A 20,215-nucleotide genomic window follows, 5' to 3' on the forward strand; every position below is an offset into this window, starting at 1 on the left:
TTTTCTCTGAATAGCTGGTCTGAATACGGGAGGGGTGATGCCGACAATTGACGATCTTTCTCAGCGTCTGACTGAATATCTTGATCCAAACCAGATTAATCTGGTTCGGCGTGCCTACTATTATGCTGAGCAAGCCCATGATGGTCAACGGCGCAAAAGCGGCGAGCCTTATGTTACCCATCCGCTTGCTGTAGCCTCCATTCTTGCCAGTATGCACATGGATCATCCGAGCCTGATGTCGGCCATGCTGCATGACGTTATTGAAGATACTGATATTTGCTATCAGGGCATATCTGAGCAGTTTGGCCAGTCCGTAGCTGACATAGTGGACGGTGTGTCCAAGCTGACCCACCTGGAATTTGAAACCCGAGCCGAAGCGCAGGCGGAAAATTTTCAGAAAATGGTGTTGGCGATGGCGGAGGATATCCGTGTCATTATCGTCAAACTGTCTGACCGGCTGCACAATATGCGCACGCTCGGTGCTATGCCACCGGAAAAACAGCGCCGTATCGCCCGTGAAACACTGGATATCTACTCTCCTGTTGCGGCGCGATTAGGTATGCGTGATCTGCAGGTTGAGTTGGAAGATCTGGCCTTTCAGGCTTATTACCCGATGCGGGCTAAGTATATTCGCCGTGCGGTAGTGAAAGCGCGAGGACAACGCAAGGATGTTATCTCCAGCATAGAAAAAGCCATCGATAATCGCTTAAAAATGGAAGGGCTGTCTGGCTCGGTCGCAGGGCGCGAGAAGCATCTTTATAGCATTTATAAAAAGATGAAAACCCAGCGCAAAGCCTTTGTTGATATTATGGATGTGTTTGCCTTCCGTATCGTTACCGAAAGTGTCGATGATTGTTACCGCATACTGGGCGCCGTGCATAATCTGTATAAGCCGGTGCCCGGTCGTTTTAAAGACTATATTGCCATCCCCAAGGCTAACGGTTACCAGTCATTGCATACCGATCTGTTTGGCGCCAAGGATATCACCATTGAAGTGCAGATACGTACGCGTGAAATGGATGCGGTCGCCAGCCAGGGCATAGCGGAACACAGTCACTATAAAGTATATGGAGATTCAGACAGCGCGGTGGGTTCCTACAACCGTGCTCGCAAGTGGGTCAAAGGTCTGCTGGAAATGCAGGAGCGTGCCGGTGACTCGATGGAGTTTATCGAGCATGTGAAAAAAGACCTGTTTCCCGATGAGGTCTATGTGTTCACTCCCAAAGGCCGCATTCTGGAATTGCCCAAAGGGGCGACACCGGTAGACTTTGCCTATGCCGTGCATACAGATATAGGCAATTCCTGTGTGTCTTGCCGAATAGATCGGCGTTTGGCACCTTTATCGCAACCACTTGAAAGTGGTCAGACGGTTGAAGTGGTCACAACACCACGCGCTCAACCTAATATGGCCTGGTTGAATTTTGTAGTGACCGGCAAAGCCCGATCCAGCATCCGTCATTTTCTTAAAAACCAGCAACGCCATGAGTCTGTCGAGCTGGGGCGTCGCTTGCTGAATCAGTTCCTGAGTAATTACGGTACCAGTTTGGAGCATGTGGATTCTGAAAAGCTGACCGCCCTGTTACAAGAGGCTGAACTGCTTTCTCTTCAGGATCTGCTGGAAGATATAGGTATGGGTAATCGCATGGCTTACGTGGTGGCTCGTCGTCTCAAGCCAGACGGTAGCGATGAGGAATCACCTCAGACGGTGAATGGCAAACCTATTGCCATCAAAGGTGTTGAAGGTGTGGTGCTGCAGTATGCCCGCTGCTGCCACCCACTACCGGGTGATGCTATTGTCGGTTACCTGAGCGCGGGTAAAGGCATGGTAGTGCACCGGACCGATTGCAGTAATTTGGGAGATTTGCGTGATGATCCTGAACGCTGCATCTATCTCGAGTGGTCGGGCAGTGATGCAGATGAGTATCCGGTGGTTTTGCTGCTGGAGGTGGAGTCGCAGCGCGGTATTATTGCCAATCTGGCCTCGGCTGTTAGCCAGGCAGGTGCAAACTTGTTGAAAATCGATAGTGGCGAGCATGAAGGGCAGATCTACAAGGTGCAGATGGATCTGGCTGTCAGCAACCGAGTGCACTTGGCTGAGGTTATCAGAAAGTTACGTCGTTTAAGGGCGGTGTTAAAAATAACCCGCCCTTGATCGGTGATCAAGCATCCTGGAACTGCATGGCGGCACGATTTTTGGTAACTTTATCAGGGTCGTATACACGGCCATTCATGAATAAGTACACCCCGTGTGGTAGGGTCTGAGCCAAAGCTACGGCACCGCCTAGATTAAACTCGGCATCGGTTTGTTTACACAATGCGGGGAGCATTGCGCCGGTGATAACAACAGTTTTCCCCGAGATGTCTTTCAGCTGTTGTGCGGTTTGAGTCATGGTGTCTGTACCGTGGGTGATGACCAGGTGTTCAGCCGGAGAGTTGGTTACGGTCTGATAGATCAGCTCGCGATCAGCATCGGTGAGTTCCAGACTGTCTTTGCGCAGTAAGCTAGTGACCTCCCAGCTCAGGTTTGGATTGATGTTATGTAGAATGGCTTCAGCCGCTGGATCACCGATGCTGAACTCGCTCAGTGCATCAAAATAAACCTTGTCAAAGGTGCCGCCTGTGGTGATGATCTGAAGATGCATGGTGATTCCGTATAACTTGTAGTGAATTGGTTTGGTTTTTTGCAGCTTCTGTTACACTAGCTGCAATAATAAACAGATTATTACAATCATGAGGGGTAGTAAATTGTCTGTCGGCGCAAGACCCTTAGGTCATATTGAGCAAAATGTGGTCAGAATCGCTCTGGTGCATGATAAACAGGGAAAAGCCTTGGTGTTGGTTCCCGCTCATGCTTTGTTGAATTTGGCTTCCCTCTGGCGTTTGACCGGGCGGCAACTACAACCGGTCAGTTGTGGCGATTCCCAACGCTTTTTTACCCAGGATGGACTCAAAACACCTTGGGGTCAGCAGCAGTTGATGGAAATGCCGTTGATCATTGACAGTGCCATCGACCAAAAGCAAAGGGTTGAACTTTGGGAGCCTTATACTGGGCTCAGGTTCAAGGTGCGTGAAGGCTGGTTGCAAAAAGCTGTTAATACGGGCCCTTTGGGTCTTACTTCTGAACTTATTCGTGAGCATACGCCTGAACAAAGTGACGCGGAAGCGATCACTCGAGCGTTGGAACATTTTTCAGCACTGCGTGTCCGTCAACGACTGGAAGACACTCTCAGCCTGCCTGGTTTCAGTCAAACCACGCAAAAGTTAATAATGTTACGCGGTAATCCTGATGCAAATATCGATGATCTGCTTAAGGTAATTAAACTCGATGCTCCGGTCTCTGCTCAGGTTATGAGTTGGGCTGCCTCACCCTATTATGCCGCCCCAGGCAAGGTAGAGTCGGTTGAAGATGCCGTTATTCGTGTACTGGGCTTTGATCTGGTAATCAATCTGGCCCTGGGTGTGGCGATGGGACGCATCATGAGCCTGCCAGAAAATATGCTCAGAGGTGGAACGCCCTTCTGGTTTCAGTCGGTATCGCTGGCAGTATTTGCCGATCACCTGGCTCACCTGGTGCAGACTGATGAGAAACCCAAGCCTGGGTTAGTATACCTATCCGGCTTGTTGCATAATTTTGGTTATTTGCTTTTATCGCACCTTTTTCCGGCTCAATTCTCAACTCTGTCACGTTATATAGAGGCGAACCCACACCTGTCTTATACACTGGTGGAGCAGCAGGTGTTGCGCCTTACGCGGGAACAGGTCGGTGCCTGGTTGCTGGAAAACTGGTCTTTGCCTGAACCAATTTGTGTCGCTGTCAGGCGTCAAAATGAACCTGATTATACTGGCAAGTTTGCAGAGTATCCTCAACTGATCAGTGTCGCTAGTCGGATTCTGCGGGAATTAGGGTACTGTGACGGACCAGTTGAGCCGGTTTCAACCAGTGATTTACTTCGTGTTGGGCTCACGCCAGAGTTGAAAGATAAAGCTGTTGAGGCTTTTTTAAGTAGTCAGGAACAGTTGCAAGAACTGACTCGTTTATTTGGGCATTCAGGGGTTGAGTAAGTGCTTACTCAACCTCTAGTTCTGCTTCTTTCTCTTCCAGTTCTTCCAGCAATTCCAGCCAATGCAGCTCACGGGTTTCCAGTGTTTGTTTGAGATCCGTTTGACGCTGTAGCAGGCTTTTTAATTCATCCTTACGTTCCGCTGTATAGATATCGGCATCTGCCAGTAGTGCCTCGGTGCTGCTCAACTCCTTGCTGAGACGTGCGACTTCCTGTTCCAGAGTCTCTGTCTGTTTGCGTAGTGGTCGAAGGGCTGCACGTTGTTCGGCCTGCAGACGTTTGATTTCTTTGCGTTCGTTTGCACTGAGAGAGCGACTATCTGCGGGACGGGCTGGGCTGTTATCGTTATTCTGTTGACGTCGGTACTGTCCGAGCCAGTTTTGGTAGTCATCCAGGTCACCATCAAACTCCTTAACCTGACCTTCTGCAACCAGTAGGAAGGAATCCACCGTATTGCGCAATAGATGACGGTCGTGGGACACCAAAATCAAGCTGCCCTCAAAGGTTTGCAAAGCCAGTGTTAATGCATGGCAGACTTCAAGGTCAAGGTGGTTTGTAGGCTCATCCATAAGTAACAGATTAGGGCGTTGCCAGCCGATCAATGCCAAAGCAACACGCGCCTTTTCACCTCCGGAGAAACGTGATACCGGTTCCAGCGCCTTGTCACCAACAAAGTCAAAACTGCCGAGAAAATCTCGAATTGACTGATCTGTAGCCTTGGGCGATAAACGCTGAATATGTAAAAAGGGTGAGGCGTTAGGATCCAGAGCTTCCAGTTGGTGCTGGGCAAAATAGCCGATCTTTAGGTGTTCTCCACCAACCAGCTGTCCGGAGATGGGTAGCAGACTGCCGGTCAGGGTTTTGATCAGGGTTGATTTACCGGCCCCATTTGGCCCCAGTAAGCCGATACGCTCCCCGGGTGTCAGTGATAGCGACAGTTTTTGCAGCACGGGCTGGCCAGCATAGCCCATGACTACATCCTGAAGTGACAATAGTGGTGATGAGGTTTTTTCGCTGTTTTTGAACGCAAAGGTGAACGGGCTATCGATATGCGCTGGCGAAAGCTGCTCCATGCGTTCCAGTTCTTTCAGGCGGCTTTGTGCCTGTTTGGCTTTAGTGGCTTTAGCACGAAAGCGGCGTACAAAATTTTCAATTTGGCCGATGCGTTCCTGCTGTTTTTCAAAAGCGGCCTGTTGCTGTGATAAACGTTCTGATTTTGCACGCTCAAAGGCGGTGTAATTGCCTTTGTACAGGGTAAGTTGTTGTGCCGACATGTGCACGGTATGAGCGATTACATTGTCGAAAAAGTCACGGTCATGTGAAATCAGCAATAGCGTGCCTTGGTAGCTGTTTAGCCACTGTTCCAGCCAAAGCGTAGCATCCAGATCCAAATGGTTGGTCGGCTCATCCAGCAGCAGGATATCAGAACGGCACATCAGTGCTCGGGCCAGGTTCAGGCGGATTCGCCAGCCACCGGAAAAAGAAGAGACTGACTTATTTGCATCATCGGGTTTGAATCCCAGGCCATTAAGCAGTTGGTGAGCCCTCGCTTCGGCGCGATAGCCGTCAATACTGTCAAGCTCAGCGTGGAGCTCGCCAGCACGGCTCGGGTTGTGACCCGCTTCAGCTTGTTGCAGCTGTTGTTGAATATGGCGCAGTTGCTGATCGCCGTCCAGCAGAAAATCCAGAGCCCGACGGTCGCTCGCAGCGACCTCCTGTGCCATGTGTGACACAGTCGCGGACGGCGGGATTTTCAGGTCACCGGTATCGGCTTGCAACTGCCCAAGCAGAAGTTGGAACAGGCTGGATTTACCCACACCGTTGCTGCCGATAATACCGACCTTCCAGCCATGATGCAGGGTCAGGTTGGCGTGATCGAGGAGCCGCGTTGTGCCGCGTTGTATGCTAAGGTTAGTCATCTGAATCATGGCGGGATTTTAGCATAAAATGCAGTTGGACAATCCACTCTGGCGTTATGCGCTTAAGGTTTATTCACACTCTTCTGTTGAACAGTCCTGTCTGGCTGCGCAGGAAGTGGGTTTACACGTAAATACACTATTGTTGTGCTGCTGGCTGGCAACAAAGGGTGAATATTTTCATCCTGAGCGTTACTCCAGTGCCTATTCGCTATGGCGTGAACCTGTGCTAAGCCCATTACGTCAGGTGCGTTATCAGGTTAGACAGATGTGTAAGACATACCCGGAGCTACAGTCCTGTTATCAGCAGCTAAAGTTGAGTGAACTTGCGGCTGAACAGGTTGATATCGCCTTGTTATGGCAGCTATATCTGGCAAAATCTTCACCGGTAGTCTCTGGCGCTTCAGCCGATATCTTGCCTGATGACGTTGCGCGGATAAATATAGCCAGCTATCTGAAAACTGTTGGAATGGATTCAACAACAGCGGTGACTTGTTGCAATAAATTAGTGGATGCACTGGTCCTGGTTAATTAATACTCGGATGTGTGATTTGGTCATAGACTGGTAAAATACTGAACTTTGACGTTAAATGTTCGACTAACAGTTACACTGTTAATGCCTAACAGCTTTTACAAACGATAGGATGGGATTATGAAGAAAATTGCACTGGCAGTAATGATGGCCGGTAGCGTCAGTCTGGCGCAGGGTGTGCATGCGCAGACTCTGACATCAGATGAGCAGAAGTTAAGTTATAGTTTGGGTGTCATGATCGGTGAAAATATTCTGATTCAGGACTTTGAAACTCTGGATACCGAGGCATTCCGCCAGGGTATTGATACCGTTTACGGTAATCAGGAAGCCCTGATGACTGAAGAAGAAATCATGGCAACCATGCAGGCATTTCAACAACAGCAAATGCAGGCACAGCAAGCTGCTTTCGCTGAGATGGCTGCAGAAAACCTTGAAAAAGGGCAGGCTTACTTAGCAGAAAATGGCAAAAAATCCGGTGTCACTACAACTGAATCCGGACTGCAGTATGAGCAACTGGAAGCCGGTGAAGGTGCCTCCCCTTCGGTCAGTGATGTGGTAAAAGTACATTACCGTGGAAGTCTGATCGATGGAACCGAGTTTGATAGCTCCTATGCTCGTGGAGAGCCTGTTTCTTTCCCATTGAATGGCGTTATCGGCGGTTGGACTGAAGGCTTGCAGCTGATGAAAACCGGAGAAAAAGCGCGATTGGTCATCCCTGCGGATCTGGCCTACGGTGCTAATGGTATGGGTAATGCCATCGGTCCGAATGAAACGCTGGTATTCGAGGTTGAGCTCATTGAAGTCAATCCAGAGACAGATAATTAATTATTTGTTCTGAAAAATCGCCCGAGCGGATTAGACGCCGGGCGATTTTTTAACCTTATCTCAGTTCATTCAGCAGACCATTGGAGCCAACCGCAACCAGCCCTTCGCGATGGCTTGAAAAGCCGACAGCGTAGACACCTGTTTGTACCGGTCCAATACTCCCGCGTTGTTCAATACGCCAGCTGCGTAGATGGTTGCCACTTCCGACATCCCAAAGCATGACGCGCCCGGAGGCCGTGCCAGTCACGAGTTGACTGCCGTCAGCAGAGAAACGTGCGGAAAGATGACTCAGGCGGCGGGTAAAGAAGGATTCATCGCCACTGAGTGAATGAACTTGTTCGCCATTGCTGGTACGCCAAAGCCTTGCGCTGCTTAAAGTGGCTGCGCTGAAGGCAAGCTGGGCATCTGGACTAAGCGCTACACGGTTGACGATATTGTCGAACGCATGCTCCGTCAGTAGGGTTTCATTTTCCAGATCCCAGAAACGCGCAATATAATCATCTGCACCGGTTAAAGCGAAGCGACCATCCTGACTTAAAGCAACGCTGCGCACTCTGGCAGGGTGGCGAAGTGTGTGACGAACACCGCCATTTTTAATATCAAAATAAACGGCTGTGTGATTGGCTAGTCCCAGCAGCGCAAAGTCACCATTGGCCGATAGTGCCATATCCAGAATTTCACCGGGGCTGCTCCAGAACCATACCGGTTGGCCGTCACGGGTTTGCCAGAGCACCAGATCTGTTGTAGTTGCCGTAGCAACGTAGCTTCCATCTGGAGAGAAGGCGCTGGCGACCAAGTCAGAAAAGCCGTCGTCTACATGATTCCAGTCATACAGACGCTCACGATTAACCAAATCCCAAAGGTGTCCACCTAGTTCAAAAGAGCCGATCATGGCGTAACGGCCATCTTCAGAGATGGAGGCACTGTAAGCTCCTCCAGCTGTGAGTGATAAGTGGTTTTCAGGTTGTTGCGCCGAATCACAGCCACTCAGCAGCAGAAACAGCATCATTACAACAACGTGTGGGGCTCTCATGCCGTTGCGTTTATCTGTTCTTTGTGGGCGTTGTGGAGAATTTCAATCAACTGATCTTCAAGCTCAAAACGCTCTTCAAGCTTTTCCCCTAGGCATGACAGTTGTGTCGAAAAATCACGCAACTCACGTAGTGTCGGGCTGCTGAAGCCGTGGATGACATCATTGAAATCCAAAGCAGAATCAGTGGAGGATTGAATTAATGGCAAGAGTTTTTGGGCTTCAGCAACGCTGCCGTCTTTAAAGTCCTTACCTTCATTCAATAGTTGTTCATAAACTTCAAAATGCCCGGATGAAATATAGTCGATCAGGTTAGAGCAAAACTCATCCAGACGAGCGTTAAGCATCTCACCTACTTCGGCATCGGGTAAATTGATAAATCCACTGATGACTTGCTGACGCTGTTCCAGCCATTGGTCGATGATTTGACTGACTCCACCCCAGCGCTCCTTGGCGTTGCGACATTTTTCCAACATGGCTAAAGTTCTCCTAGTGACTCAAAAAATGACTCGGCTTGTCAGTTGTCGTACAACCGTAATGAACAAGTCAGCGCTACGGCACCATAGTAATGCGAGAGATGGTGCGCGGCAACCTGACAGTCACAAAACTATCAGATAAAATCAAAACAACAGATGGACTTATTTTTCTAACGGGAGACAAAGGTGGTTATTAAACGTGTGCTATTAATGCTGGTACTGGTGATTATGCCGCCAAGCCTGGTGCAGAGTGAAGAATACCTCAATTATATTGAGTTGGAGTCCTTCGTGACAAATTTTGGGGAAGTGCCATCTGGGCCGCTGCGCTTTATGAAAGCCGATGTGACTTTGCATTTGGCTGATGGAGGAAGTCGCATTGATGTGGAAAAACACCAGGCGCACATTCGCAATGATCTGATTTTTTTGTTTATGGAGCAAAAAGAGCCGGATCTGGCTACCGTAGAAGCTCAGACTCTGCTGGCTCAGAAGGCGTTACGAATAGTGCAGCAAATACTGGTTGATGAAACAGATCATCCTCAAGTAGATGATCTGTTCTTTACCAGTTTGGTAATACAGTAACGCGACCACTAAAGTAACATCATTCCTTGTTGTAGCTCGCCAGAAACTCGTCGAAGCTGATATTGTCTGCTGCTTCGATGCTGGCTTGCTCCAGAAGCGACGTCTGAGCTTCGCTTTGCAGGCGAGCCTTTAGTTCTGGTGCCAGGGGTTTTTGCATCAAGGTATCACGGTGTTGTCGGCTTAGATCCCGGATCCAGTGATGATAGCTCCCGCCTGCCGCTTTAAGGGCAGCTAAAACCTGGGCTGAAGGTGTCAACTCGGGAGTTTGGAGTTTTTCTCGTTGTAGTTCAACGGCACTGGAGTAGCGCTGGGTAGCGTTGGCTTCATCCAATACGGCGGCCGTGCGGGCAACTTGGTCAAGAATGGTCTTACCCAGTTGTGTGCGGCTGATGTCACCGGTGGCCGTGAGTAATGTGAGTCCTGGTTCGCGTCCCCGGTTTACGATACGTTGTTGGTTTTCTGCAATCATGCCGCACTCGGCATCACTCAGCTCAGTATCATTACACAATAGGCAGGTCACCAGAAATGCATCCATAAAGCTGGCTTGCTCGCTACTGATGCCGGTGGGCAGCAGCGGATTGATATCAGTATTACGTACTTCAATATACTGCACACCCCGGCTCAGCAGTGCATGGATGGGCTTCTCACCGGATTCCGTTACGCGTTTGGGCCGAATATCACTATAGTATTCATTCTCTATCTGTAAAATATTACTGTTGAGCTGGCGGTAAGTGCCATCCACCTTCACGCCGAGGCGCTCATAAGCTGGGTGCGAGGTGTGAATTGCGCGTTGCAATGAATCGGTATAACTGTCCAGACGGTTATAACAGATGTTCAGTGATGACTGTATGCGGTTGGAATAACCCAGATCACTCATGCGCAAGGACGTTGCCCAAGGCTGATAAAGCGTATCGCCGGCCAGGCTTTCCAGGTTATGGGGCTGTTGGCCCATAAAGCTGCGGGTTAAGGCGGGTGATGCGCCGAACAGGTAGAGCAGTAACCAGCCAAAGCGGCGGAAGTTACGAATCATCCGAAAGTAACTTGCTGAACGGAAATTGTTCATATCGCCACTATCGTTGCAGATCGCCTGGTAAGCGGGCCAGAGTTGTTCGGGCAAGGAAAAGTTATAGTGAATACCCGCGATGGTTTGCATCATTTTGCCATAACGGTGTTGCAGGCCTACTCGATAGATATGTTTCAGACGACCGATATTGGAGTCACCGTAAAAGGCGATGGGGATTTCATCCTCTCCTGAGATATCGCAAGGCATGCTGGCACACCAGATGAGTTCATCTTGCATAACTTCATAACTGAAACGATGTAGGTCGCTCAAATGGCTGAGCATCAAGTCGGTATCATGAAACACCGGCGTAATGAATTCCAACAGCGCTTCCGAGTAGTCAGTGGTGATCTCACTGTGAGTCAGCGCTGAACCTAACCCTTTGGGGTGTACGCTTTGGGCAATATGACCTGTGGGAGTGACCCGTAAGCCCTCTTTTTCCAGACCGTGTTGAAGTTGTGTTAGTAGGCGGCTATTGCCATCGCTTAACAACTGGTTCAGATGGTGATCGAGGGTAGCAGACAAGATTCAATTCCCTGTTTTATTGTGATCTGTATGGCGGTTATTATAAACCAACCTATCTTGAATGGGGTTGCCAGTCACGCTGGACAAGGCGTGTCAGGTGTTTTTTTTCATACTCAGTGCAATACGTTTACGCTTGCTGTCCACTTCGAGCACTCGGACCGATACAATCTGACCATTACTGACCAGGCTGTGAGGGTCTTTAACATAGGTGTCTGCGAGCTGTGAAATATGCACCAGTCCGTCCTGATGAACGCCCAGATCGACGAACGCACCAAAGTTGGTGATGTTGGTAATGACGCCTTCCAGTTGCATGCCGGGAAGTAGATCATCAATAGTTTCGACTCGAGTATCATATTCCACTGAGCGAAAAGCCGGGCGAGGATCACGTCCGGGTTTTTCCAGTTCAGTCAGTACATCTTTCAAAGTGTAGCTGCCATGTTGGCTGAGGGACTCGGGTTGAGTTGCCTTGAGCTTGTCAGGCGCTTTCAGTAGCTGAGATACAGAAAGACCCCAGAGATCGGCTATGTCCCTGACCAGCGGATAGGACTCAGGATGCACAGCGGAATTGTCCAGCGGTTCGTTGCCATCACGAATACGTAGAAATCCAGCACATTGTTCAAAGGCTTTAGGTCCCAGACGAGGGACTTTCAGCAGTTGCTTGCGATTACTAAAACGTCCTAATGCTTCGCGTTCACTGATCAGATTGGCTGCCAGCGTAGTGTTCAGCCCGGCGACTCTTTCCAGTAGCGGTTGTGACGCGGTATTCAGGTCGACGCCAACATGGTTAACACAGTCCTCGACTACGGCATCCAGCTTATTAGCCAGCGCTTTTTGATCAACATCATGTTGGTACTGACCTACCCCAATAGCCTGGGGATCAATTTTAACCAGTTCAGCCAGAGGGTCCTGTAAGCGACGTGCAATGGAAACCGCTCCTCGTAGTGTCACATCCAATTGTGGAAATTCCTGGGCCGCCAGGGCTGAGGCTGAGTAGACCGAGGCGCCTGCTTCACTCACCAGCATGGCCGCCACGTTGGCAAACTGGGGTTGCTGCAGCAGGGGGCGAACCCAGGACAGGGTTTCCCGTGAGGCGGTACCGTTGCCGATGGCAATCAGGGTGACCTGGTGTTTTTTGATCAGTTGGGCAAGCCGGCTCAGGGCCGCTTCAGCTTGATATTGTGGCGGGTGTGGATAAAGGGTGTCGCACGCCAGTAACTGCCCGGTGGCATTGACTATAGCGGCTTTCACACCGGTCCGCAGTCCAGGGTCCAGTCCCAGTGTCACATGCGCACCCGCAGGGGCCGACAACAGCAGATCACGTAGATTGCGCGCAAAGACATCGATGGCCGCTGTTTCTGCCTGGCTACGCAGTTGCTTGATGAGCTCATTCTCCAGCATCGGGGCCAGTTTTTGTTTCCAGCTTTGCTGCAGGGTTTGTAGCAGCCAGGTTGAGCAGCGTGGCACGGAGAGGCGGTTGGCATTGGCAATGTCTTGTATCGGCCGCTCCTGTAGTTCATCCGGCAATTGCAACTTGAAACTGAGCACACCTTCCTGCTTGCCTCGCAGGATTGCCAGCGCCCTGTGTGAGGGGACTCGAGCCAGGCGTTCAGCATAGTTGAAGTAGTCACGGTACTTACTGTCTGGATCCGTCTTGCCTTTGGCTGCAGCGACCTCAAGCATGCCCTGTTGCCAGAGTAGCTGTCGTAAGCGTCCAATCAGATCGGGTTGCTCTGTCAGTGATTCCAGCAGTATATGGCGACAGCCCTCAAGCGCATCCTCTAGGGTATTGATACCTTTAGACGGATTCAGGAATTTAGCAGCTAAGCCTTCTGGCTGCTGTTCCGGGCGTTGCAGCAAAGAGAGGGCCAGAGGTTCCAGCCCCGCTTCACGCGCTTCTTGTGCTTTGTTGCGCCGTTTGGGCTTATAAGGCAGGTAAAGATCTTCCAGGCGTGCCTTGCTATCAGCCTGCTGCAGGGCGCGTTCCAGATCTGGCGTCAAGCGATTCTGGCTGCGGATCTGCTCCAGTATGGTGGTGCGTCTTTGTTCCAGTGCGGTACAGTATTCCAGTTGTTCGGCCAGTTTCCTGAGCTGGGTGTCGTCCAGCCCGCCAGTGGCTTCCTTGCGGTAACGGGCAATAAAGGGGATGGTCGCCCCTTCGTCGATAAGCTTCAGCGTCGCGCTGATCTGGTTTGCCGGAATATTTAGTCGGGAGGATAGCTGTTCAGTCAGGTTCATTACGTAGGGCTGCTTTGGTTACTGTACTTGTAGAATCTGCATTTGATTGGTCTGTCCATGGGCTCCGATTTCACTACCGCGAGTCAGCAGTACAAGATCACCGCTACGAATGCGACCATCGGACAGTAGGCCTGCCATAATAGCTTCATTAATACGGCTTTCATTAATAGCGGTGACATCGAAGAAAATCGGCATCACGCCACGATACAAAGCCATACGTCTTAGCGTGCGACTGTTGCGGGTTAGCGCATAGATGGGGAGGCCGGAGCGGATACGCGACATCCACAGGGGTGTCGAGCCTGACTCTGTCAGGCAGATAATTGCAGCCACGCCACTGAGGCCGTTAGCTGTGTTCATGGCTGAACGTGCAATGGCCTGATCGATACGGTCACATGGGGCACTTGACGCAGTTGGAGTCGGCGCGGATAACAGATGTTTTTCGGCACCTTGACAAATACGCGTCATGGCTTCAACGACTTCAACTGGATATTGTCCTGCTGCGGTTTCTGCAGAGAGCATTACCGCATCAGTACCATCGAGTATGGCATTGGCTACATCAAACACTTCAGCCCGCGTCGGCATAGGGCTGGAAATCATGGTTTCCATCATTTGTGTGGCGGTAATGACCACACGGTTCAGCTCGCGAGCCCGACGGATCAAGTGTTTTTGTACACCAATCAGTTCAGCATCACCTATCTCTACCCCCAGATCGCCACGAGCCACCATCACACCATCTGATGCCAGAATAATCTCATCCAGTACCTCTGGGGTGGCAACGGCCTCGGCGCGTTCAACCTTGGCAATAATTTCGGCACTGCTGCCACTGGCATCCAGTAGGCGGCGCGCTTCATGCAGATCGTTGGCATTACGCGGAAAGGACACGGCAACATAATCAAAGTCCAGTTCAGCAGCAACACGAATATCAAAGCGATCCTTGTCTGTCAGCGCGGCGGCAGAGAGCCCGCCACCCAATCGGTTGATACCCTTGTTGTTTGAAAGTATGCCGCCGATGGTTACTTCGGTATGAATGCGGCTGGCATCAATGCGTAGTACGCGCAGTTGCAGCCGACCATCGTCGAGCAGCAGAATATCACCCTCACGACAGTCATCTGGAAGGGCTTTGTAATCGATGCCAACCGCTTGCTGATTGCCAGACGAAGGATCCATCGCCGCATCGAGTATGAAAGCATCACCCTGTGTCAGTGTTACTTGTTTGTTTTCAAAGCGCGCAATACGGATTTTTGGCCCTTGAAGGTCACCGAGAAGGGCAACCGGAATGCCGGTTTTACGAGACGCTTCCCGCACCTGCTCCACGCGCTGTCGGTGATCAGCTGTGGTACCATGGGAAAAATTCAGTCTGAACATGTTGACGCCCGCTTTGAGGAGTAGCTCTGGCAGGCCATCGGCGTCTGTAGACGGGCCGAGTGTTGCGACAATTTTTGTGCGTTTCAACATGTTCACTCCGGTGCGGTTCAGGTTTTCTAGTATACTTTATGCTTATAGTATATCGTCTGCGCGCAGTTGAACCTATGCCGCGAGCGTAGTAAATCTGGAAGATTCATGAATTCATCGTCACAACCTGCAAAAAATGGCAAGGCCGCGCGTCTGCTTATTATACTGAGTGTATTGGCATTGTTTGTGGTGCTTATGCTGCAAACAGCCGATATCAGCCGTAATCAGGCAGTAAACGAGTTGCAGCATAAGACTGAGGCTGACCTTAATCGCTATATCATCACTGTGCAGCAAAAGCTGGACCGCTTTAAAGATCTTCCCAAGCTACTGTCCACTAATCCGGATCTGTTGAGTGTATTGCCTCAGGCAGATAGTGAGGTGGCTAGCCAGCGTCTCAACCGCTTCTTGGAGGAGGTCAATGACATTATCGGTGCATCAGACACGTATTTGATGAACCGACGTGGTCTGACAGTTGCCGCCAGTAACTGGAGCCTTGATCGCTCCTTTATTGGCGGGAATTTCAGCTTCAGGCCCTATTTCAGTCAAGCCATTGCTGGTGGCCCTGGCAGTTATTTTGCATTGGGTACAACCTCGCACCAACGTGGCTACTTTTTCAGTTACCCCGTGTACCAGGGCGACGAAGTTGCAGGCGTCATTGTTGTTAAGATCGACTTGAATGACGTTGAAGATCAATGGAGTGATCCGTTACAGGATATTCTGGTTACCGACAGTGATGATGTGGTGTTTATCTCAACACGCCCTGAATGGAAGTTCCGTACCCTGACACCCCTGGCTCCGCATGATCAGCGTAGATTAAAAGAGAGTTTGCGCTATGGTGATAACTCTCTGATTCCGCTAGATATAAGTAGTCGGCAGCCTTTAAATGATAATGCTGAAGTGATCACTCTACAAACCCGGCAATCAGAGATCTCTGCCAGCAATGAGTCCCGCCAGGAGCAGGATTACCTTCTACTGACTCAGTCTCTGGCTGATGCCGGATTAAATGTATCCATGCTGGCGAGTATGAAAGTGGTTGACCAGAAAGTGATCACTGCCATGGTGCAGGTGGCTTTTGTCTATATCGCACTGATATTGCTGTTTCTGGTGCTGAGAGTTCGCTATCGTCTAAAATCACAGCAACAGGAGTTTCGGCAGCGCGAACATACGGCTCTCGAAGAGAGTGAGGCGAGAATACGCGCTATTATTGATCACACTCATGCCGGTCTGATTACCCTGGATGAAGCTGGGGCTGTCCGCTATATGAACCCTACGGCAGAAAAGCTGTTTGGCTGGTCTGCCGATGAAATACGAGGTCAGTACCTGAATCCACTGTTTTCTGACACCGCCCGGATTATTTGCTGGCGCTACATCATGGATGAAACTACGGATACGGCGGAGTTAACTACAGAGGTCGGGGCGTTAGGACAGAATCAGCAGGTATTTCCGGTTGAGTTAACCATCGGGCGCATGTCGGTGGCCGGTGAAAAACTGTTTATGTTAACAATTCACGACATTACCGAGCGTAAGCTTTATGAGCAGAAACTCAGGGATGCGACTGAAGCGCTGGAGTATAGAGTTGAGGAGCGCACCAAAGATCTGGTGCAGACCAATGCGCGCCTGGTCGAGGAGATGACCCTGCATCGTAATACCCAGAATGAGTTGATACAGACAGCCAAGTTGGCAGTGCTAGGTCAGTTATCGGCGGGTATTAATCATGAGCTGAATCAGCCGCTCACTGCGATTCGTAACTATGCCGACAATGCCAAGGCGTTTCTGAAAGCTGGCCGCCTGGAGCCTGTTGCCAACAATCTTCAGGAAATCGGTGGGTTGACTGAGCGCATGGCAAAGATTATTCATCCGCTCAAAGAGTTTTCCCGCAAGAGTACTAACTGTATCGAAGCGGTTTCACTGCAGCAGATACGTGATGGTGTGATGTCGGTTATGTATGGTCGTTTCGACAAGGAAGATGTGACCGTTGTATGGCCAGATGCTGCCGATGAAGTCTGGGTCATGGCTGACCGTTTACGTTTGGAGCAGGTATTCGTTAACCTGTTGACCAATGCGCTCCAGGCCATTTCCGGGCAATCAGTTAAAGAAATCCGGATTAGTGTTGATAAGGTGAAGGAGCGGACTGAAATTCGGGTGTTGGATAACGGGCCTGGTGTACGAGATCCTGAACGCGTATTCGAGCCCTTTTATACCACCAAAAGCTCGGGACAGGGCATCGGGCTGGGCTTGCCTATTTCGCAGCGTATCATTGAATCGTTTTACGGTGAGTTGCGTGTTCGTAACCATCAAACTGCCGGAGCGGAATTTCTGATTCGCTTACCGACGGCGGTTAAGCAAGCCTCTGTTGAGGGCCTGACCCTGGATAACATTTAATTGAGACAGTCTATGACCGAAGATCAAGGCGCTAGCCCGGTATTGTTGATAGATGACGAAAAGCATATTCGTCTGGCCGCTGGTCAAACACTGGAGCTGGCAGGGTATGCCGTGACATTGATGGAAAATGCCGAGGGTGTGATCCCGGCAATGGATGAGAACTGGCCCGGCGTAGTGATTACCGATATTAATATGCCCGGTATGGATGGCCTGGAGCTGATGCAAAGTATTCATGCCAAGGACCCGGATCTGCCTGTTATATTGATTACCGGCCATGGCGATATTTCTATGGCTGTTAATGCTATACGCCAGGGAGCTTATGATTTTATTGAAAAGCCTTTTGCATCGGAGTTCCTTCTGGATGTAGTCCGGCGCGCCCTGGATAAACGCCGTTTGACGTTGGAAAACAGGCAACTGCGTATTGAGCTTGAAGCACAAAGCGCACCCGGACCCAAAATTATTGGTAAGTCACAGCAGATCCAGCAGTTGCGGCGCTTATTGGCTGCCATTGCTGATACTGCAGCCGATATTCTGGTGATGGCTGAAACCGGCTGTGGTAAGGACTTGTTGGCGCGGTTTATTCATGAACACAGTCAACGCCGGGATAAAAACTTTGTTGCTATTAACTGTGGTGCGGTGCCGGAAGCGCTGATTGAAAGTGAGCTGTTCGGACATGAGGCGGGTGCCTTTACCGATGCCAGAAGTAAGCGTATCGGCAAGTTTGAATACGCTAACGGTGGTACCTTGTTTCTGGACGAAATCGAAAGTATGCCTGTGGCACTGCAGATTCGGTTGTTGCGGGTGTTGGAAGAGCGCAGTATTGAACGCCTGGGCTCTAATCAGACCATCGATTTGAATCTCCGTGTAATCGCTGCCACTAAGGTGGACCTGCTGGATTTGTGTGAACGCGGTGGCTTTCGTGAAGATCTGTATTACCGTCTGAATGTATTGCGTGTGGATATCCCCCCATTGCGCGAACGACGTGAAGACATTCCGTTGCTGTTCCAGCATTTTGCCCTGGTAGCGTCTAATCAGTACGGACGTGAAGTCATGCCTCTGCCGGCTGAGCGTATGCATAGCCTGATGTTGCACGACTGGCCAGGAAATGTTCGCGAGCTGCGTAATCTGGCTGAGCGCTACATTCTTCTGGGGGAGAGTTGCACCTTTGATTTTGATAACCGGCCAATCACTGTAGATTTGCCGGGGCTAGGGATGACGTTGCCTGAACAGGTGGAGCGATTTGAAAAAATGTTGATCCATACTGAGTTAGGCCGACATGGCGGATCTATCAAGGATACGTTGGAATCTCTTGGGCTACCGCGCAAAACCCTGTACGACAAAATGCGTAAATATGGTTTGGATAAAAGCCACTATAAATAAAACAGGCCGGTGAAACCGGCCTGCTGCGTACCTCAATCTCAGGGATGCTTAGAGTTTAAAGCGAGAGAGCATAGTCTCCAGTTCTTGTGCCAGGCTGGTCAGTTCCGTTGAGACCTGGGTCAGATGGCGAGCATGTTCTGAACTGTCTTCTGAGCTGTCATTAATAGCCAGAATATTTCGTTCAATGCTGCTGGCCATATCGCTCTGCTCGCGCACAGCTCCAGCGACTTCGTGGTTCATGTCGTTGATGCGGCGGATTTCTGCAGCAATGGTGTTGAGCGCGTTAGAGGTGTTCTGCACCTGTTCAACACCCTGTCCAGCACTGCTGAGCGATGTCTGCATCACCTGCACAGCATTTTTAGCATCCAGTTGCAGGCCATCAATGATTTTATTAATCTCTTCGGTTGAGGCTTGAGTACGGCTGGCCAGTGTCCTGACTTCATCGGCAACCACTGCAAATCCGCGTCCTTGCTCACCAGCACGAGCCGCTTCTATAGCTGCGTTGAGCGCCAAAAGGTTGGTTTGTTCCGCAATATTTTTGATAACTTCCAGTACCGTGCCGACATTTTGAGCCTGGTCATCAAGTTTTTGAATAACAATCGTTGCTTCATCAATATTGTGTCGCAATGTTTCAATAGCATGAATCGCCTGGGCTGTGACACGAGTGCCTTCATCACTTTCACGTAGTGCCAGATCCGAGGCTTCTACAGTTTGGGTAGAGCTGCTGGAAACACTGCGTGTAGAGGCTTCCATCTGCTCAATCGCTGATGCAACGGAGCGGGTCTGATCCTGTTGATGTAAAACAGCCTGGGTGGTCAGGTTGGCAATATCATTGATACGCCCGCTTGAGCCGGACAATTTCAGTACAGTGCTACTAACTTGTTTCAAGCTTTTGTGCATATTATCTAGCAATGAATTCATCGCAGCAGACATGGTACCTATTTCATCAGCGGAGTTGACGCTGACCCGAAGATTGAAATTATGCTCTTGTTCGATCTCATGAAGCGTATTTGCAAACCGGTTGATTGGACGGATTACAATACGGTTCAGTATATAGCCGATCACCAGTATGCCAATGACGAATAGCGCCAGTTCCACCAGGGCCACTTTAATCATGTTGGTGCGAATGGTTTGATTCATCTTATCCAATGAGTAGGTTACCCGAACCGCACCGATCACAGATCCTTCCGGATGCTGGTGACACAGCATGCAGTTAGTTCCTTTGTAATCGGGAACAGCTTTCATCGGCACGATAACGGTAAGGCGATGACCGTTACTATCACGAACCTCTTCCATAACGCGCTCACCATCCAAAGCACGTCTGTCCAGATCATCCATGATCACTGAATCTTCAGAGCCAGGGCCATAGACTGAGTTTAATTGTTGGCTGCGTACAATACGGGCTTCAGTGATGGATTCATTGCTCAGAACACGCTGTTGCAGCTCTTTGCGAATCCCCATGGATCCACTCAGCATCAAAATGTTGATGCTATCGAAATAAGAATCAGCCGTATCAAGGGTCGTAGTTCTGGCAACATCGGCTACCAGCGATGACTCGCTGCGGTAAATGACCGTCAGGGAACTGAAGAGTACCACCACGAAGACAATCAATAGTGAGACGTTAACTTTGGTTTTGATTGACATGTAAATGCGGCCCGTATTAAACGTTTGTCTTTGTAATTTTAGCGTATTTTCCTTAAGTCTACTAAGAATACCCTAAAGTAATACGCCTGTAACCTTGCATAAGTTAAACAGAGGCTTA

At 50.1% G+C, this 20,215-nt stretch carries 15 protein-coding genes; 7 read left to right on the forward strand and 8 right to left on the reverse strand.

Going from position 1 to position 20,215, the window contains the following annotated elements:
• The first annotated feature begins 37 nt into the window (after positions 1–37).
• Positions 38–2,152, forward strand: a complete 2,115-nt coding sequence (locus tag F5I99_RS00790) for a RelA/SpoT family protein (RefSeq protein ID WP_151053216.1) — start codon at positions 38–40, stop codon at positions 2,150–2,152.
• A 7-nt stretch (positions 2,153–2,159) separates the two neighbouring features.
• On the opposite strand, the gene F5I99_RS00795 is transcribed toward F5I99_RS00790, so the two are convergent.
• Positions 2,160–2,642: an asparaginase domain-containing protein gene (locus F5I99_RS00795; RefSeq protein ID WP_151053217.1), complete on the reverse strand. Its 483-nt coding sequence runs from the start codon at positions 2,640–2,642 to the stop codon at positions 2,160–2,162.
• 88 nt (positions 2,643–2,730) lie between these two features.
• On the opposite strand from F5I99_RS00795, the gene F5I99_RS00800 reads away from it, so the two are divergent.
• Positions 2,731–4,062 carry an HDOD domain-containing protein gene (locus F5I99_RS00800; RefSeq protein ID WP_151053218.1) on the forward strand — a complete coding sequence of 444 codons (1,332 nt, stop codon included), beginning with the start codon at positions 2,731–2,733 and terminating at the stop codon, positions 4,060–4,062.
• Positions 4,063–4,066: 4 nt separating this feature from the next.
• Here F5I99_RS00800 and F5I99_RS00805 read toward each other — a convergent pair whose 3' ends face one another.
• Positions 4,067–5,989, reverse strand: a complete 1,923-nt coding sequence (locus tag F5I99_RS00805; protein ID WP_151053219.1) for an ATP-binding cassette domain-containing protein — start codon at positions 5,987–5,989, stop codon at positions 4,067–4,069.
• A gap of 19 nt (positions 5,990–6,008) precedes the next feature.
• Between F5I99_RS00805 and F5I99_RS00810 the strand changes: the two genes are divergently transcribed.
• Entirely contained in the window at positions 6,009–6,512 is a 504-nt protein-coding gene (locus F5I99_RS00810) for a TIGR02444 family protein (RefSeq protein ID WP_151053220.1), read from the forward strand.
• A gap of 117 nt (positions 6,513–6,629) precedes the next feature.
• Positions 6,630–7,334, forward strand: a complete 705-nt coding sequence (locus tag F5I99_RS00815) for an FKBP-type peptidyl-prolyl cis-trans isomerase (protein ID WP_151053221.1) — start codon at positions 6,630–6,632, stop codon at positions 7,332–7,334.
• 55 nt (positions 7,335–7,389) lie between these two features.
• Here the strand turns inward: F5I99_RS00815 and F5I99_RS00820 are convergent, their stop codons facing one another.
• Together F5I99_RS00820 and rsd are read right to left on the reverse strand one after the other, a co-directional pair.
• On the reverse strand, positions 7,390–8,367 hold the full coding sequence (locus F5I99_RS00820) for a WD40 repeat domain-containing protein (protein ID WP_151053222.1): 978 nt from the start codon (positions 8,365–8,367) through the stop codon (positions 7,390–7,392).
• The gene (gene rsd, locus F5I99_RS00825) at positions 8,364–8,840 is read right to left on the reverse strand and encodes a sigma D regulator (RefSeq protein WP_151053223.1); all 477 of its coding nucleotides are present in this window, start codon (positions 8,838–8,840) and stop codon (positions 8,364–8,366) included. The genes F5I99_RS00820 and rsd overlap by 4 nt, the downstream gene beginning before the upstream one ends.
• A 186-nt stretch (positions 8,841–9,026) precedes the next feature.
• On the opposite strand from rsd, the gene F5I99_RS00830 reads away from it, so the two are divergent.
• On the forward strand, positions 9,027–9,419 hold the full coding sequence (locus F5I99_RS00830; protein ID WP_225307495.1) for a flagellar basal body-associated FliL family protein: 393 nt from the start codon (positions 9,027–9,029) through the stop codon (positions 9,417–9,419).
• A gap of 19 nt (positions 9,420–9,438) precedes the next feature.
• Here F5I99_RS00830 and gshA read toward each other — a convergent pair whose 3' ends face one another.
• From gshA to pyk, 3 genes are all read right to left on the reverse strand, one after another.
• Positions 9,439–11,004: a glutamate--cysteine ligase gene (gene gshA, locus F5I99_RS00835; protein WP_151053224.1), complete on the reverse strand. Its 1,566-nt coding sequence runs from the start codon at positions 11,002–11,004 to the stop codon at positions 9,439–9,441.
• A 93-nt stretch (positions 11,005–11,097) separates the two neighbouring features.
• Complete coding sequence (locus F5I99_RS00840) at positions 11,098–13,239, reverse strand: Tex family protein (protein ID WP_151053225.1); 2,142 nt, start codon at positions 13,237–13,239, stop codon at positions 11,098–11,100.
• Positions 13,240–13,257: 18 nt separating this feature from the next.
• Positions 13,258–14,694 (reverse strand): pyruvate kinase, encoded by a 1,437-nt coding sequence (pyk, locus tag F5I99_RS00845; RefSeq protein ID WP_151053226.1) that lies wholly within the window; start codon positions 14,692–14,694, stop codon positions 13,258–13,260.
• A gap of 105 nt (positions 14,695–14,799) precedes the next feature.
• Between pyk and F5I99_RS00850 the strand changes: the two genes are divergently transcribed.
• Both F5I99_RS00850 and F5I99_RS00855 read left to right on the forward strand, forming a co-directional pair.
• Positions 14,800–17,073 (forward strand): ATP-binding protein, encoded by a 2,274-nt coding sequence (locus F5I99_RS00850; protein ID WP_151053227.1) that lies wholly within the window; start codon positions 14,800–14,802, stop codon positions 17,071–17,073.
• A 12-nt stretch (positions 17,074–17,085) separates the two neighbouring features.
• Entirely contained in the window at positions 17,086–18,453 is a 1,368-nt protein-coding gene (locus F5I99_RS00855; RefSeq protein ID WP_151053228.1) for a sigma-54-dependent transcriptional regulator, read from the forward strand.
• A gap of 48 nt (positions 18,454–18,501) precedes the next feature.
• On the opposite strand, the gene F5I99_RS00860 is transcribed toward F5I99_RS00855, so the two are convergent.
• On the reverse strand, positions 18,502–20,097 hold the full coding sequence (locus F5I99_RS00860) for a methyl-accepting chemotaxis protein (RefSeq protein ID WP_191905911.1): 1,596 nt from the start codon (positions 20,095–20,097) through the stop codon (positions 18,502–18,504).
• Positions 20,098–20,215: the final 118 nt, after the last annotated feature.

Source organism: Nitrincola iocasae (assembly GCF_008727795.1).
Classification (GTDB): domain Bacteria; phylum Pseudomonadota; class Gammaproteobacteria; order Pseudomonadales; family Balneatricaceae; genus Nitrincola; species Nitrincola iocasae.

Bases quoted from the DNA above. Each gene is read 5' to 3' on its own strand.
- F5I99_RS00820 (WP_151053222.1), bottom strand. From the start codon at position 8,367: ATGAGAGCCCCACACGTTGTTGTAATGATGCTGTTTCTGCTGCTGAGT.
- rsd (WP_151053223.1), bottom strand. From the start codon at position 8,840: ATGTTGGAAAAATGTCGCAACGCCAAGGAGCGCTGGGGTGGAGTCAGT.
- F5I99_RS00840 (WP_151053225.1), bottom strand. From the start codon at position 13,239: ATGAACCTGACTGAACAGCTATCCTCCCGACTAAATATTCCGGCAAAC.
- F5I99_RS00795 (WP_151053217.1), bottom strand. From the start codon at position 2,642: ATGCATCTTCAGATCATCACCACAGGCGGCACCTTTGACAAGGTTTAT.
- F5I99_RS00860 (WP_191905911.1), bottom strand. From the start codon at position 20,097: ATGTCAATCAAAACCAAAGTTAACGTCTCACTATTGATTGTCTTCGTG.
- F5I99_RS00850 (WP_151053227.1), top strand. From the start codon at position 14,800: ATGAATTCATCGTCACAACCTGCAAAAAATGGCAAGGCCGCGCGTCTG.
- pyk (WP_151053226.1), bottom strand. From the start codon at position 14,694: ATGTTGAAACGCACAAAAATTGTCGCAACACTCGGCCCGTCTACAGAC.
- F5I99_RS00815 (WP_151053221.1), top strand. From the start codon at position 6,630: ATGAAGAAAATTGCACTGGCAGTAATGATGGCCGGTAGCGTCAGTCTG.
- F5I99_RS00790 (WP_151053216.1), top strand. From the start codon at position 38: ATGCCGACAATTGACGATCTTTCTCAGCGTCTGACTGAATATCTTGAT.
- F5I99_RS00855 (WP_151053228.1), top strand. From the start codon at position 17,086: ATGACCGAAGATCAAGGCGCTAGCCCGGTATTGTTGATAGATGACGAA.
- F5I99_RS00805 (WP_151053219.1), bottom strand. From the start codon at position 5,989: ATGATTCAGATGACTAACCTTAGCATACAACGCGGCACAACGCGGCTC.
- F5I99_RS00810 (WP_151053220.1), top strand. From the start codon at position 6,009: ATGCAGTTGGACAATCCACTCTGGCGTTATGCGCTTAAGGTTTATTCA.
- F5I99_RS00800 (WP_151053218.1), top strand. From the start codon at position 2,731: ATGAGGGGTAGTAAATTGTCTGTCGGCGCAAGACCCTTAGGTCATATT.